Consider the following 13,600-nt stretch of genomic DNA (forward strand, 5'->3'; position numbering starts at 1 on the left):
CTAGCCCGCAGCGCGTGCAGACGCGGGTTCTACCTTTCAACGACGAGAACATAGCCGAAGCGGCCCTACTGATCCGCGCGGGTGAACCCGTCGCTGTGCCGACCGAGACTGTTTACGGGCTGGCGGCAGATGCGACTAATGCCGAGGCCGTTGCGCGCATCTACGAGGCCAAGGGAAGGCCAAGCTTCAACCCGCTGATCGTTCATGTATCCGATCTCGGAGCCGCTCAGCAGCTCGGCGAGTTTTCGGCAGATGCATCCGCCCTCGCCTCGGCACATTGGCCGGGCCCACTCACGTTGGTTGTCCCCCTTCGTGAAGGCGCAGGCATTGCGTCCATCGTCACCGCGGGTCTTCCGAGCATCGGCATTCGCGTACCGGCCCATCCAGCAATGCGGGCCCTCCTCCGAGCGGTCGAGCGGCCCCTGGCAGCGCCATCGGCGAACGCGAGCGGCGGGATCAGTCCCACCCGCGCCGAGCATGTCCTCAAGAGCTTGGGCGGTAAAATCTCGCTCATCATCAACGACGGCGCCACACAGCGGGGAATCGAATCCACCATCATTGCGGCAACAGGTGGGCCACTTCGATTGCTTCGCCCGGGGCCAGTCCAGATTGATGCCGACCCAGCGTCGTCAGATCGGATCGAGGCGCCCGGGCAAATGGCGAGCCATTACGCGCCGTCTAAACCCCTTCGTCTGAATGCGGCTCAAGCCGAGCCGGACGAATTCATGATTGGGTTCGGCAATATCGCGGGCGACGACACGCTCAGCGCGTCGGCCGACCTTGTCGAGGCCGCGGCGCGCCTGTTCGATCTGCTGCACAAGGGAGACGCGTCGCCTAAGCCCCGTATCGCGATTGCCCCAGTGCCTGACGAAGGACTCGGAGCCGCAATCAACGACCGCTTGCGGCGCGCAGCCGCCTAGGCTGTCGCGGCCGCGCTCTTCGCCCGAGCCCGGAAGCTCTTGCGCAATTTCTGAAGCTTCGGCGGGATTACCGCCATGCAATATGGATTGCGCTGGCCTTCGCCGGCCCAATAATCCTGGTGATAGTCCTCGGCCGGATACCATTCGCCGAGTGGCTCGATCGTCGTGACGGTACGACCGCCATTTTCGGCGTTAGCGCGCTCGATCGCCTCGCGCGCCTTCCGCTCCTGATCACCGTCGAGCGGGAAGATGGCCGACCGGTACTGCGTCCCGACGTCATTGCCCTGGCGGTTGAGCTGCGTCGGGTCGTGGGTGGCAAAGAAGATGTCGAGCAGATCGTCATAGCTGAGCTGATCCGGATCGAAGGTGATGCGAATCGCTTCGGCATGGCCGGTGTCGCCGCCGCAAACCTGCTTGTAGGTCGGGTTGGCGACCGAGCCGCCGGTATAGCCGCTTTCGACCTTGGTCACGCCGACGACGTCGAGAAAGACGGCTTCCGTGCACCAGAAGCATCCGCCAGCGAGGATTGCGACTTGTTCGGCCATAGTTTCCGCTCCTTTTCGGTGTGAAGCGGAAATAGGCAGCGTCAGCCCTTGTTGTAAGAGGCTTTCAGGCTTGCGAGCTCTAGGCGCTTGCCGACCCACTCGGTCAGTTCCTGGAACTCCAACGGCGCGTCGAACACGATGCCGGCGCGGCGGTCGGAATACCAACGCACCTCACCCTTGATAGGACGAAGGCTCTCGACGACCACGATGACTTTCTTGCCAACGCAATATTCCTCGATCGGTTCGACCTTCATGCCCTCAAGCGAAATGTCATGCACGTCGACGCTGTAATAGAGCTTGCCGACACGCACCGACGCCTTGCAGGCGATTTCGAGGCGCGGCGGTCGGGGACGGAAGCCGTGACGCGGTTTGCGGCCGGCAAGGAGTTCGCCAAGATCGAGACTTTGCTCGAACTTCAGGCCGATGAGGTCGTCGCGTGTCCAGACCACCGTTGCCGGGATCTTTTCCGACGAAAGCTCGACATCGAAATAGTCGCCGATCTGCGCGCCGTTCGGGACCAGTGCCATGAGGCCGCCCGCCGACAGATTCTTGACCTTCACCAGTTGCTGATCGCCCGACTTGCCCGTCAGCTTCGCAACGCGGAGCTGCGCCGCGAAACGCTCGTCGCGGCGGCGCTCGACCGGCCGTGGAACCGCAGTCGACAGCGAAACGGTCGTCGACTCGAAAGAGATCTCGCGGCCGCCATCCTGCTCGAACGCAGGCTTCCGACGGATCAGCGCAGAGAACATAGGTTAAACTCCTAGGGCGTATTCGCGCCAAATTGGGACTTTATGGACAGCACGGTTAAAAAGGCGTTTCTTCTGCTTGACCGCGCGTTCTGTAGCTTACACGCCTCGCTAGAGAGGGAGAGAGGAGATCGATTTGGCGCAGCCAAGCTTGCTGCTGATCGATGATGAGCCGGCGCTAGCCGACTTCCTCGCCGACGCCGCTCGCGAATGCGGCTTCGAGCCAGTCGTTACCTCCAACGACACCCAATTCCGGGATACCTTCCGGGCGACCAAGCCCGACATGGTTGCCCTGGACCTCGGCATGCCCGGGATGGACGGCGTGGAGCTTCTGCGCTTCCTTGCGGAGGAAGGTTACCACTCGCCGGTGTTGATCGTGAGCGGGTTCGACCGGCGCGTGCTCGAATCTGCCTTCCGGCTCGGCGAAGCGCTCGGACTCAAGATGGCCGGTCCCGTCGAGAAGCCCGTTCGCCTAGAGAACTTGGAAAAGGTCCTCAATCAATTGCGGACAACGCTGGTCACATGAGGCGAAAGGGCGACGGTAAGCTGCTCGCAGGCTTCGAGAAGGCACTCGAAGGGCAACGGCTGAACATGGTCTATCAGCCGAAGGTTTCCCTGCGGGACGGACATCTCACTCGCGTCGAGGCATTAGTTCGTTGGGACGATCCGGAGTTTGGGCCGGTCGAGCCGTCGCGCTTCGTCCCGCTGGCCGAGCAACACGGCCTGATCGACGACCTTACGCAGTGGGGCCTGCGCACGATCCTCAAGCAGTGGATCGATTGGCGCGAGGAAGGCATCGATACCTGCCTCGCCTTCAACATTTCGGCGCTGAGCCTGCAACATCTTGATTTCCCTGACCTCGTCGAGCGGATGTGCCGCGCGCTCGATGTTCCTACTGACCGGCTGGTGCTCGAACTGACCGAGGGGGCGACCCAGCCGCTGATCAAGCTGATGGACACGCTGACGCGGTTTCGTATCAAGGGCATCGGACTTGCCATCGACGATTTCGGAACCGGTTATTCGTCGATTCTTCAGCTCCGGCATCTTCCGTTCACCGAGCTCAAGATCGACCAAGCGTTCGTCGCCGATCTCGGGCGCTCGCGCGATTGCCGGCTTATCATCCAGGCGGTCGTCGACCTTGCTCACGGCCTCGGCCTTTCAGCCACTGCCGAGGGCGTCGAAACGGTCGAGCAACTTCGGCTTGTGCACGAGCTCGGATGCGACGTGGCGCAAGGCTACCTGATCTCACCGCCACTACCGCCGCACATGCTTGGCGAGTGGAAGCGGGACTTCCGCAAGCGCTGGCCTTCGCTCGTAGGCAACGACGAGCTCGCCCTATGGCGCGAGGTCGAACTTGATACCCTGCGCGAGGGGTAAGTCGGTTCCGTAGTTCACCGTGTTAGTCTGTCGCCGCACGTAGGTGCGCCACGCGTCCGATCCGCTCTCGCGCCCGCCGCCAGTTTCTTTCTCGCCGCCAAATGCCCCTCCGATCTCCGCGCCGGACGGCCCGATATTGACGTTGGCGATGCCGCAGTCGGATCCCCGCGCCGACATGAACAGCTCGGCTTCGCGGAGGTCGAGCGTGAAGATCGATGAAGATAGGCCCTGTGGCACCGAGTTGTTGAGAGCGATCGCCTCGTCGAGTTCCTGATAGCGGAGTACGTAGAGGATCGGAGCGAAGGTCTCCTTGAGGACCGTCCCTTCCTGGGCGCCGACTTCGACGATCGCGGGCCGAACGTAGAAACCGCCCTCGACCGCTTCGACCTGCTCGATGTTGCCGCCGAGGACCTTTTTCATCGCTTTAAACGACGCCTCATCGATGAGCGGACCGATCAGCGTTTCCGACTTGCGCGGATCGCCGACCTTCACCTGCGCGAATAGTCGGCGGAGGCGCGCGACAAGCTGGTCCGCGATGCTCTCGTGGACGATCAAGCGGCGAAGTGTCGTGCACCTCTGCCCCGCCGTTCCCGCGGCCGAGAACAGGATGGCACGCGCCGCAAGTTCGAGGTCGGCGCTGGGGCAGACGATCATTGCATTGTTGCCGCCTAGCTCGAGCAGAACGCGGCCGAAGCGTTTGGCAACGCGTGGCCCGACATCACGGCCCATGGCAGTCGATCCGGTGGCCGAGACCAGCGCAATGCGCGGATCGTCGACAAGCAATTCGCCGACATCGCGTTCACCCTGAACGAGCTGCACAAGCCCCTCTGGCGCACTGCCGAACCGGTCCATCGCGCGGCGCACGATTGTCATGACAGCCTCGCCGCATAGCGGCGCCTTCTCGCTCGGCTTCCAGATCACCGGATTACCGCAAACCAGCGCTATTGCCGCGTTCCAGGCCCAGACGGCCACGGGGAAATTGAAGGCGCTGATGACGAGGACGGGCCCGAGCGGATGCCACTGTTCCATCATTCGATGGTCGGGCCGCTCGCTGGCGATCGTGAGTCCGTAAAGCTGTCGCGACAGCCCGACGGCGAAGTCGCAGACGTCGATCATCTCCTGAACCTCGCCGAGGCTCTCTTGGATGATCTTGCCGGATTCGAGCGTGATGAGCTTGGCGAGGACCGGTTTTGCCTCGCGCAGCCTCTCGCCGAGCAGGCGCACGAGCTCGCCGCGGCGTGGCGCAGGCACGTTGCGCCAGATTTCAAAGGCGGCAGCGGCACGCGCGCAGGCCTGCTCAGGGTCGCCGCGCGTTACGCGACCAATCACCTTGCCGTCGATCGGCGAATAGCTCACCAGCTTTCCGGCGCACTCGATACCGGCGAGATCGAGAATTTCCCGCGTTTCGTCGGCAGGCGTCATGCAAGCATCTCCTTCGCCCGGGCCATCGCCGCAACGCCGGCGTCGATCGTCTCATCTCGCTTGCCGAAACACAGCCGGACAAGATGCCTCGAAGATTCCTGCTCCGCGAATGCAGATAGCGGCACGACTGCCACGCCCGCCCGTTCCACAGCGGCCGTGGCAAAGGCCTCATCGTCGAGATCAATCCCGGATGCCTTGAGATCAACACAAAGGAAATAGGTCGCGGCGGAGGGCAGGACGACATAGCCGGCGTCACTCAGCGCTCCCGCCATCCGGTTCCGCGCCCGCGTGAAACGATCACGCATCGGAGAGAGCCAATCGTCGCCTTCGCTTAGACCGAAGGCGACAGCAGTTTGGAGGTTCGGGGCAGTCGCGAATGTTAGGAACTGGTGCGCGCGAGCGAGCACGCCAGCAAGCGCTGGAGCCGAAATGGTCCAGCCGACTTTCCAACCCGTGAGCGAGAAAATCTTGCCCGCCGAACCGATCTTGATGGTCCGCTCAGCCATGCCCGGAAACGCGAAAAGCGGCGTGAACTGAGCGCCGCCGAGCAACACATGCTCCCATACCTCGTCGCTGATGACGATCAGGTCATGCTCGCGCGCCACGTCGGCGATAGTCTGCAACTCCTGCAGGTCGAACAGCCGCCCCGTCGGGTTGTGCGGATTATTGACCATGATCGCGCGGGTGCGCGGCGTAATCGCGGCCTTGAGCGCGTCACGCTCGATGCGCCAGCCGGGCGGCTGCAGCGCGACTTCACGCGGGACGGCGCCGCCCCGGCGGATCATCGGCGCGTAGCTGTCATATGCTGGCGTGAAGATGACTACCTCGTCGCCCGGCTCGACCGTCGCAAGGATTGCCGCGCCAAGCGCTTCGGTTGCGCCGCTGGTCACGCAGACATGATCTGGTTTGAGATCGAGCCCTTGCTGCCGCTCGTAATGCCCCGCAATCGCTTCGCGGAGAGCGGGCAGACCGCGCGACGGCGGATATTGGTTGGAAGCTTCGATTAGCGCCCGAGTGGCCGCTTCCAGGACCTCGTCGGGCCAGCCAAAGTCCGGAAACCCCTGCCCCAGGTTCACCGCGCCATGCTTTGCCGCCAACAGCGACATGCGCTCGAACACGCTGGTCTTCATCTGTTCGTAGAGTGGGTTCACGTCGCTTCGCTCTCGTTTCAACGGCAATAGCCCTCAGACGGGCCGAGTGAAGCAACTTTTGCGTGGGGTCCGCATTCCGTCTTTCAAACAGTCACTTACGAGAGGCACATGGCGAAAGATCAGCGGATCGAACTCTATCGGATGGTATTACCGACCCACACGTGCCCGTTTGGCCTGCTTGCAAAGCGCATGCTGGACGACGCCGGGCTGCCGTTCGAGGACAAGATCCTCGAAAGCCGCGAGCAAGTCGACTTTTTCAAGTCCGAGCATGGCGTGGAGACAACGCCGCAGGTCTTCGTGAACGGAGAACGAATCGGCGGGAGCGAGGAGCTGGCGCGCTACCTCGAAAGCGCCGAAGCCGACCACGCCTAGCCGTCAAGGGCCCTCTCAACCGTCGCGAGCGGTGCTGCGAAGGCCTGCTCCACCATCGCAAGAACCCCCATCGCGAGCGAAATCGCGACGATCGTAATTCCCGCAAACTCCATAGCTCGGGAACGAAGGCGGCTGTCTTCATAGGAGCGAGGCTCCATGCGGCGCTCGATGGCAGGCCACTGACTTGCATTAAGCTGAAGCGATGGCGCGGAACTGAGCGCCATGATCTCCTCAACCGGCACGCGCTCTTCGCTCCTCAGGCCAGCGCGTGTGCCACTCCGCCACACGACCTCGGCTACGATGACGTACTCGCCGTGCCTGACCTCAATCATGCTACCCATCTGCTGGCCGGCGGCTGTGGTCGAATTGATCATCAGCCCGCGCGAGGAGACGTTGAGGATGCAGGCGTCGCTCCAGCCGATCCCAGCTCGCAGACGTGCGCGAAGCATCACCCGACGGCGGAGCTCACGCGGCTTTTGGGACCGTGAATGGGCCAGTACCGACATACGGTCGCGTTACCGGCAGCGTGCTGTGGCGGGGCTTAAGCTTCGCTCCGAAGCGGATTGATATCGAGCGCCCTTAAGCGAAGTCGCCGACTTGCGACTGAAATTCCGCGATCTCGACTCGTTCGTAGAGATCGTTCTCGTAAAACGGACTTTGCCGCATGAATTCCTCGGCTTCCTCGAAGCTCTTCGCCTCGATGAAAGCGATGTAGCCCTGGCGCTTTCCTTCCTTGTCGCGGAGAAGCCCGAACAGTGAAATGGTCCGGTTCGGTTGAGTTAGATGCTCTTGCCATTCGTCGCGAAGCGCGATGACCTGATCGTTCGAGCATGGCTTCAGAATGCCGGCGACAAGATAATGCATCGGCTCTCTCCTTGGGCACGAGCAGCGGCGCTCGCCACTTGCATAGCATGGCACGGGCCTACTACCCGAGGCCATGACAAGGGGAATCAACGCGCGGCAAATCGTCGACCAGCTGGCCGCAATCTACGACGAGTCCGTCGGCAACCTGAGGCAGGCTCTCGCCGCTTACGTGAACGACGGCACCGCGCCTACGTCGCAAGCCCGCCGCGAGGGACTGTTCGCTTACCCAGAACTGCGGGTGGATCACGTCGGCAGCCTGTCCCGCAAGAACGTGGCCCGGGCCTTCGCTCGCCTGAACCAGCCGGGCACCTATGCGACAAGTATTGCGCGGCCGGAACTGTTTCGCGACTATCTCGTCGAGCAGCTCGAGCATCTCGCGCGGGACTATGACGTCGACATTTCGGTCGGTCGCTCGGCGAGCGAGATTCCCTACGCCTATGTGATCGAAAACAGCGGGATCGAGGTCGGCAATATCGGGACGGCCGAGCTGTCCCGCTTCTTCCCTTCGAACGAGCTCGTCCACATCGGCGACGAGATCGCCGACGGGGTGTGGAACGCGACCGGTCATCCTGCCCGTCCGCTTGCGCTGTTCGACGGACCACGCACCGACTTCAGCCTCGCGCGGCTGCGGCATTACACCGGCACCCCGTCCGAGCATTTCCAACACTTCGTCCTGTTCACCAACTATGTCCGCTATGTCGATGAATTCGTGGCGGTCGCCGTCGATGCACTGCGGCGGAAGGAATCACGGTTTACTGCTCTCTCGGTTCCGGGCGCGCTCTACGAACGCGGCGAGCTGGCCGATGCCGAGGCTCAAATCGCGGCAGGCCAGTGGCGGCGGCACCAGATGCCGGCATACCATCTGATGGCCGAGGGCGGCACCGGCATCACCCTCGTCAACATTGGCGTGGGCCCCTCAAACGCGAAGACCATTTGCGATCATGTAGCGGTGCTCCGTCCACACGTATGGCTGATGATCGGCCACTGCGGCGGCCTGCGCCCGAGCCAGACCATCGGCGACTATGTCCTCGCCCACGCCTATTTGCGCGACGACCACGTCCTCGATGACGTGCTGCCGCCGGAAGTGCCGCTTCCGGCCATCGCGGAGGTGCAGCGCGCCTTGTTCGAAGCGACCACCGCGATCACCGGCGAGGACGAGGACAGTGTTAAGCAACGCCTTCGCACCGGCACCGTCGTCACCACCGACGACCGCAATTGGGAGCTGCGCTACGCTGCCTCTTCCCTACGATTCAATCAGAGCCGAGCGGTCGCTATCGACATGGAATCGGCGACCGTCGCCGCGCAGGGCTACCGCTTCCGCGTCCCCTACGGCACGTTGCTATGCGTTTCCGACAAGCCTCTCCACGGTGAGCTCAAACTCCCAGGTCAAGCCAACGCATTCTACGAGAAGGCGATCAGCCAGCACCTCCGCATCGGCATCGAGGCGCTGAACCTGCTCCAGCGCGAAGGTGAAGACCTCCACAGCCGCAAGCTCCGAAGCTTCGACGAGCCGCCGCTGCGCTAGCGGATAGTCGGCTGCGGCCCGGCGTAAACGTCGTTAAGATAGGCCGCGAGGCGAATGCCGGCCTGCTTGAGCCGCCGCTCCATGACCGACGAGAATTTATAGACGTAAGAATAGGACAGCTCCGGAAGCTGCGGTCCCTTGCTCCTCTTACCCTTGGCCGGCTTCTTCGCAGGCGGCGGATAGAGCGTATCGCGGATCTCCGCGCTCTCGCTGATCCAGTCGCGCGGATCGATATCCCACCAGTCGATCACCTCCTGATCGCTCGTGTGCCGCTCCAGTTTGGCCGCCAACTCGGTGAACGACAGTTGCTCGTCATCGACGAGTTGCGAATCCCAAACGGCGTGGAGGTTGGTCGGCTTGCCGAACCACTTCACCATAACGTCGTTCCCGCCTTTGTCGCAGCATTTGCCGACGTGAAGCGGCTGATGAAGGTCGCCTACGAGATGGACGATGAAGCGAAGCGCCAGCTGCTTGTCGGCCAGGCTGGCCTTCGGATCGCGGAGCACATCGCGGAAATGGGACAGTGCCTGAAGCGCATCACCCTCGGGCGGCGCATGGTCGTACATGATCCCGTTCAGCGTCACATAATGCCACGGCGTCGACGTCTTCTGCCAGAAAGGCGCGGGATCCGACCGCATCTCGTCCGGCCAGTTCGCGGCCTCGTCGAGGCTTTCCGCCCCGCCGAGGATTTCCTTAATGTGTGCGCGGGCAAGTCCGCTCAGCTGCGTATCGGCGATGGCTGCAACGACGCGATGCCCGGTCTTGCCCCAGGCGAAGGCTGGCGACGGGAGGAGCGCGGCCGCGCCGGCGGCAAGCAACAGGAACCGTACTTTCATGGACAAACACTCTTGAGATTCGGGTGACTAGCGCATGCCCCGTGCAGCCGCTTAAGGACAAGAGCATGACGGATGAACAATTGATCGCGCTCGCCCGCGGCGCCGCGCGCAAGGCCTATGCGCCTTATTCGAACTTCCATGTCGGGTGCGCGATCGAGTCCGTCGACGGCGAGGTGGTCACCGGCGCGAACATGGAGAACGCCTGCTACCGTCTCGGCATCTGCGCGGAGCAGAGCGCGCTAACGGCCGCCCAGCACCAGTTCGGTCTAGACAAGGTGGCGCGGATCGCCGTGAGCGGCGGCAAGGAAAGCATGGTCTGCACGCCATGCGGCGGTTGCCGTCAGGCGATCCTCGAGGCTGCCCAACTTAGCGAACGCGATGTTGAGATACTTTGCTCGAGCGGCGATGGGTCAACGGTCGAGCGCCACAGGATTGGCGAGCTCATCCCCTTCGGCTTCGGACCGGCGAACCTGGGACAGCCCGTTTAACTATTCTCGATAATGTAACTCTCGACGTGACGATCGATCGGCGTGACGCCCTTGCCGGTCAGGTGCTCGCATTCGAATTGCAGGAACTGCACACCGGTCCGATGGCGTAGCTCCCGGTCGGCATGCCGTCGGAAATCGGTGAGACCCTGCCTTTCTTCCTCGGCCATATGGTCGCTGTTTGCCCGATTGCAGGCCGCCACTGCCTCAAACCATTCGGGTGACCCCACCGCCTGGAAATCCACGGCAGCAGCGGTGTCGCGAATTTCATTATGGTCCTTGATTGCATCCCGCGTCTCATCGACCGACGTTTCGTAATCGGCCCCTTGGCCGACCCTGAGCAGCTCCGGATAGAAGAAACGCTCTTCCGCCAACGCATGCGTGTCGAGGAGCACGCGCAACCTGACCCACGTCGCCTGTAGTGCGCTGCTTTCAGTCGGCCGGAGTTCTTCGATCAAGGCGAAGAGTCGGCGTTGCTCAGCATGATCGTCGGCAATGAGTTGGGTGATATCCATGCATTGCTCCTCAGCCGAGCCAAGTACGCCACGCCACAAACCTAGACCAGCTTGATCTCCCGGAGGCGCTCCTGAAGATACTCGTTCGCCGTGATCGGCGGCCATTTCGGCTGTTCGCCGGCGGGCACCGTGCCGGGCAACGCCTCGATCAAGAAGTCAGACCGGAAATGCAGGAAGAAGGGCATCGAATAGCGGGCGTGGCTCGCGCGGTCCGGCGCGGGGTTAACCACCCGGTGCGACGTTGAGCGGAGGCGTCCGTTGGTCAGCCGTTGAAGCATGTCACCGATGTTGATCACCAGCTCGCCAGGCTTAGGTGAAACCGGGATCCAGCGCCCGTCCTTCGTAAGGAGCTCCAGCCCCGCTTCCTCGGCGCCGAGCAACAGGGTGATCGTGTTGATGTCCTCGTGCGCGCCGGCGCGAATGTGCTGGCCCGTCGGCTCGGGCTGCGGCGGATAATGCAGCGCTCGAAGAACCGAATTGCCGTCCCGAACGGTGTCGGCGAAATAATCCTCGTCGATCTTCAGGTAACGCGCGATCGCCCGCAGGACCTTCAAGCCGGTTCGGTCGAACGTCGCGTATAGCTCGGCGAAGGTGTCCTTGAAGCTCTCTACCTCGGCGGGCCAGACGTTGTCCGGCATGTGCGCGCGGAACTTGTGACCCTCGGGCAGGTTGCGGCCGACGTGCCAGAACTCCTTGAGATCGTGCGCCTTCGCTCCCTTGGCGGTCTCGATACCGAACGGCGTGTAGCCGCGCGCCCCGCCACCCCCTTCGATCATGTACTTTCGTTTCACCTCTTCGGGCAGCGCGAAGAAAACTTTCGCCTTTTCCTCGGCGCGATTGATCAGCTCGTCCGGGATGCCGTGATCGGCGATGATCGCGAAGCCGTAGTCCTCGAAGCTTCGGCCCAGCCGCTGGGCAAAGCCGTCGGGGTTGCGGTCCGCGTCCTTCAGTGAAACGGACGCAATTTGGTCGTCGGTAATGGTAGCCATGGCCTTGGGCTTTAAGACTAAATTAGAAGTCCTGCCAGCGCGGCGCTCATCAAATTGGCGAGGCTTCCGGCGAGCAGCGCGCGGATACCGAGGCGTGCAATTACCGGTCGCTGGTTCGGCGCAAGGCCGCCCGTCACTGCCATCTGAATCGCGATCGAGCTGAAGTTGGCGAAGCCGCACAAGGCGAAAGTGATGATCGCCCGACTGCGGTCGGAAAGCACAGTCGCCCCCATTTTGCCTAGGTCGATGAAGGCGACGAATTCGTTCAGCACGAGCTTCGTGCCGAAGAGTCCGCCCGCGGCCCCGGCCTCATTCCACGGCACCCCGATCAGATACATGACCGGAGCGAAGACGTATCCGACTAGGCGCTGGAAACTGAGGCCCGGGATGCCGACCATGTTGCCCAGCCCGCCGAGCAATCCATTGGCAAGCGCGACCAGCGCCACGAACGCGAGCACCATCGCGCCGACCGCGACCGCCAGTTTCACGCCCGTCTGCGCACCCTGCGCCGCGGCCATGATGATGTTGGCCGGCTTCACGCCTTCTTCGAACGTCTCGGCGACATCGACCTTCGAATCCTCGACCGCGTCGGTGTCGACCGGATCATCGGGCATGATCATCTTCGCCATCAGGATGCCGCCCGGCGCCGACATGAAGGCAGCCGCAAGCAGGAACGGTAGATATTGCTGGCCGAGCAAGCTGGCATAAGCGGCAAGGATCGTGCCCGCGACACCAGCCATGCCGACGCACATGACGGTGAAAAGACGCGATGGCGGAAGCGCTGCCAGATACGGCCTGACGACAAGCGGCGATTCAGACTGGCCGACGAAGATGTTCGCCGCCGCGCTCAGCGACTCCACCCGGCTGATGCCAGTGACCCAGCCAATCGCGCCGCCGACCCAGCGCACAATCCGCTGCATGATGCCGAGATAGTAAAGAATGGCCACAAGGCTCGCGAAGAAGATAATGACGGGCAACGCAGCGATGGCGAATGTGTGCGCGAGCGGATTCGCCTCGCTCGGGCCGAACAGGAACTCGGTCCCCTTATTGGCATAGCCCAGCAAGTTGCCGACGCCCTGCGACAGCGTCTGGATCGCCGCCCGGCCCCAGCTTGTCCACAGCACCAGGACGGCAATCGCCGCCTGCAGCGCAAAGGCCGCGCCGACGACGCGGAGGCGGATTGCCTTGCGATTGGACGACAACAGCCAGGCGATACCCAAAATGACGATAATCCCGGCAACGCCGAGCAGCTTCTGATTCACTTTTAGCCCCTCCCCGGGCCTTTACCAGACCATGCCCTGCGTAGCGGCTGCAGCCGCTTCGTCCAGCAATTCAATCGCTTCACCCGGCGTCGATGCAACGAGCAATTGGGCGCGGCGCCGCTGTGACAGAAAACCGCTCTCCGTCGCATGGTCCATGAACTCGATGAGGCCGTCCCAAAAGCCTTCGACGTTGAGGAGGCAGAAGGGCTTGGCGTGATAGCCAAGCGCGTTCCAGCTCCACGCCTCGAACAATTCATCGAGGGTGCCGATACCGCCGGGCAGTGCCAGGAAGGCATCGGCGAGGTCGGTCATTTTCGCCTTGCGCTCATGCATGTTGGCCACGGTGTGGAGCTCTGTGACGCCGGTATGCGCGACCTCGAGGTTGACGAGCGCTTCCGGGATGACCCCAAACACCTGGCCGCCGCAATCAAGCACGCTGTCTGCGATCAGGCCCATCAGACCCAGACGGCCGCCGCCATAAACGAGGTCGACACCGCGGCTGACCATGGCCTTTGCCGTTTCACGCGTCGCGTCGGCGAACACGGGCCGCGAACCCGGCGCGGAACCGCAATAGACTGCGAGCCGCCGCAC

The 13,600-nt window shown here is 62.8% G+C and carries 17 protein-coding genes; 6 read left to right on the plus strand and 11 right to left on the minus strand.

What is annotated here, in order from left to right:
• The first annotated feature begins 14 nt into the window (after nucleotides 1–14).
• Nucleotides 15–920, plus strand: a complete 906-nt coding sequence (locus ABD704_RS03395) for an L-threonylcarbamoyladenylate synthase (RefSeq protein WP_344698281.1) — start codon at nucleotides 15–17, stop codon at nucleotides 918–920.
• Here the strand turns inward: ABD704_RS03395 and msrA are convergent.
• Complete coding sequence (msrA, locus tag ABD704_RS03400; RefSeq protein ID WP_344698282.1) at nucleotides 917–1,465, minus strand: peptide-methionine (S)-S-oxide reductase MsrA; 549 nt, start codon at nucleotides 1,463–1,465, stop codon at nucleotides 917–919. The genes ABD704_RS03395 and msrA overlap by 4 nt on opposite strands.
• A gap of 41 nt (nucleotides 1,466–1,506) precedes the next feature.
• Nucleotides 1,507–2,214, minus strand: a complete 708-nt coding sequence (locus ABD704_RS03405; protein ID WP_344698283.1) for a PilZ domain-containing protein — start codon at nucleotides 2,212–2,214, stop codon at nucleotides 1,507–1,509.
• A gap of 133 nt (nucleotides 2,215–2,347) precedes the next feature.
• On the opposite strand from ABD704_RS03405, the gene ABD704_RS03410 reads away from it, so the two are divergent.
• Nucleotides 2,348–2,737 (plus strand): response regulator, encoded by a 390-nt coding sequence (locus ABD704_RS03410; protein WP_344698284.1) that lies wholly within the window; start codon nucleotides 2,348–2,350, stop codon nucleotides 2,735–2,737.
• Nucleotides 2,734–3,588, plus strand: coding sequence for an EAL domain-containing protein (locus ABD704_RS03415; RefSeq protein ID WP_344698285.1), 855 nt, complete (start codon nucleotides 2,734–2,736; stop codon nucleotides 3,586–3,588). Before ABD704_RS03410 ends, ABD704_RS03415 begins: the two co-directional genes overlap by 4 nt.
• Here ABD704_RS03415 and amaB read toward each other — a convergent pair.
• Nucleotides 3,547–5,010, minus strand: coding sequence for an L-piperidine-6-carboxylate dehydrogenase (amaB, locus tag ABD704_RS03420; protein WP_344698286.1), 1,464 nt, complete (start codon nucleotides 5,008–5,010; stop codon nucleotides 3,547–3,549). The two genes, ABD704_RS03415 and amaB, sit on opposite strands and share 42 nt — an antisense overlap.
• On the minus strand, nucleotides 5,007–6,182 hold the full coding sequence (locus tag ABD704_RS03425) for an aminotransferase (protein ID WP_344698287.1): 1,176 nt from the start codon (nucleotides 6,180–6,182) through the stop codon (nucleotides 5,007–5,009). The genes amaB and ABD704_RS03425 overlap by 4 nt, the downstream gene beginning before the upstream one ends.
• 87 nt (nucleotides 6,183–6,269) lie before the next feature.
• Between ABD704_RS03425 and ABD704_RS03430 the strand changes: the two genes are divergently transcribed.
• Nucleotides 6,270–6,533 carry a glutaredoxin family protein gene (locus ABD704_RS03430; RefSeq protein WP_344698288.1) on the plus strand — a complete coding sequence of 88 codons (264 nt, stop codon included), beginning with the start codon at nucleotides 6,270–6,272 and terminating at the stop codon, nucleotides 6,531–6,533.
• On the opposite strand, the gene ABD704_RS03435 is transcribed toward ABD704_RS03430, so the two are convergent.
• Both ABD704_RS03435 and ABD704_RS03440 read right to left on the minus strand, forming a co-directional pair.
• Nucleotides 6,530–6,982, minus strand: a complete 453-nt coding sequence (locus tag ABD704_RS03435; RefSeq protein ID WP_344698289.1) for a hypothetical protein — start codon at nucleotides 6,980–6,982, stop codon at nucleotides 6,530–6,532. The genes ABD704_RS03430 and ABD704_RS03435 overlap by 4 nt on opposite strands.
• A 130-nt stretch (nucleotides 6,983–7,112) precedes the next feature.
• Nucleotides 7,113–7,397, minus strand: a complete 285-nt coding sequence (locus ABD704_RS03440; RefSeq protein ID WP_344698290.1) for a YciI family protein — start codon at nucleotides 7,395–7,397, stop codon at nucleotides 7,113–7,115.
• Nucleotides 7,398–7,470: 73 nt separating this feature from the next.
• On the opposite strand from ABD704_RS03440, the gene ABD704_RS03445 reads away from it, so the two are divergent.
• On the plus strand, nucleotides 7,471–8,922 hold the full coding sequence (locus tag ABD704_RS03445) for an AMP nucleosidase (protein ID WP_344698291.1): 1,452 nt from the start codon (nucleotides 7,471–7,473) through the stop codon (nucleotides 8,920–8,922).
• Here ABD704_RS03445 and ABD704_RS03450 read toward each other — a convergent pair.
• On the minus strand, nucleotides 8,919–9,758 hold the full coding sequence (locus ABD704_RS03450; protein WP_344698292.1) for a S1/P1 nuclease: 840 nt from the start codon (nucleotides 9,756–9,758) through the stop codon (nucleotides 8,919–8,921). The two genes, ABD704_RS03445 and ABD704_RS03450, sit on opposite strands and share 4 nt — an antisense overlap.
• A 65-nt stretch (nucleotides 9,759–9,823) precedes the next feature.
• Here ABD704_RS03450 and cdd point away from each other — a divergent pair, with 65 nt between their 5' ends.
• Nucleotides 9,824–10,246 carry a cytidine deaminase gene (cdd, locus tag ABD704_RS03455; protein WP_344698293.1) on the plus strand — a complete coding sequence of 141 codons (423 nt, stop codon included), beginning with the start codon at nucleotides 9,824–9,826 and terminating at the stop codon, nucleotides 10,244–10,246.
• Here the strand turns inward: cdd and ABD704_RS03460 are convergent.
• The 4 genes from ABD704_RS03460 to ABD704_RS03475 are packed head-to-tail and all read right to left on the minus strand — an operon-like array spanning nucleotide 10,243 to nucleotide 13,600.
• Nucleotides 10,243–10,758, minus strand: coding sequence for a hemerythrin domain-containing protein (locus ABD704_RS03460; protein ID WP_344698294.1), 516 nt, complete (start codon nucleotides 10,756–10,758; stop codon nucleotides 10,243–10,245). The two genes, cdd and ABD704_RS03460, sit on opposite strands and share 4 nt — an antisense overlap.
• 41 nt (nucleotides 10,759–10,799) lie before the next feature.
• Nucleotides 10,800–11,747, minus strand: coding sequence for an isopenicillin N synthase family dioxygenase (locus ABD704_RS03465; RefSeq protein ID WP_344698295.1), 948 nt, complete (start codon nucleotides 11,745–11,747; stop codon nucleotides 10,800–10,802).
• A gap of 17 nt (nucleotides 11,748–11,764) precedes the next feature.
• Complete coding sequence (locus ABD704_RS03470; RefSeq protein ID WP_344698296.1) at nucleotides 11,765–13,009, minus strand: NupC/NupG family nucleoside CNT transporter; 1,245 nt, start codon at nucleotides 13,007–13,009, stop codon at nucleotides 11,765–11,767.
• Nucleotides 13,010–13,030: 21 nt separating this feature from the next.
• Nucleotides 13,031–13,600, minus strand: coding sequence for an LOG family protein (locus tag ABD704_RS03475; RefSeq protein WP_425565450.1), 570 nt, complete (start codon nucleotides 13,598–13,600; stop codon nucleotides 13,031–13,033).

Origin of the sequence: Sphingomonas limnosediminicola (assembly GCF_039537965.1) — a bacterium.
GTDB lineage: Bacteria > Pseudomonadota > Alphaproteobacteria > Sphingomonadales > Sphingomonadaceae > Sphingomicrobium > Sphingomicrobium limnosediminicola.

Coding starts and splice junctions, on each gene's coding strand:
- msrA (WP_344698282.1), bottom strand. CDS start 1,465: ATGGCCGAACAAGTCGCAATCCTCGCTGGCGGATGCTTCTGGTGCACG.
- cdd (WP_344698293.1), top strand. CDS start 9,824: ATGACGGATGAACAATTGATCGCGCTCGCCCGCGGCGCCGCGCGCAAG.
- ABD704_RS03445 (WP_344698291.1), top strand. CDS start 7,471: ATGACAAGGGGAATCAACGCGCGGCAAATCGTCGACCAGCTGGCCGCA.
- ABD704_RS03415 (WP_344698285.1), top strand. CDS start 2,734: ATGAGGCGAAAGGGCGACGGTAAGCTGCTCGCAGGCTTCGAGAAGGCA.
- amaB (WP_344698286.1), bottom strand. CDS start 5,010: ATGACGCCTGCCGACGAAACGCGGGAAATTCTCGATCTCGCCGGTATC.
- ABD704_RS03440 (WP_344698290.1), bottom strand. CDS start 7,397: ATGCATTATCTTGTCGCCGGCATTCTGAAGCCATGCTCGAACGATCAG.
- ABD704_RS03460 (WP_344698294.1), bottom strand. CDS start 10,758: ATGGATATCACCCAACTCATTGCCGACGATCATGCTGAGCAACGCCGA.
- ABD704_RS03450 (WP_344698292.1), bottom strand. CDS start 9,758: ATGAAAGTACGGTTCCTGTTGCTTGCCGCCGGCGCGGCCGCGCTCCTC.
- ABD704_RS03430 (WP_344698288.1), top strand. CDS start 6,270: ATGGCGAAAGATCAGCGGATCGAACTCTATCGGATGGTATTACCGACC.
- ABD704_RS03465 (WP_344698295.1), bottom strand. CDS start 11,747: ATGGCTACCATTACCGACGACCAAATTGCGTCCGTTTCACTGAAGGAC.
- ABD704_RS03435 (WP_344698289.1), bottom strand. CDS start 6,982: ATGCTTCGCGCACGTCTGCGAGCTGGGATCGGCTGGAGCGACGCCTGC.
- ABD704_RS03405 (WP_344698283.1), bottom strand. CDS start 2,214: ATGTTCTCTGCGCTGATCCGTCGGAAGCCTGCGTTCGAGCAGGATGGC.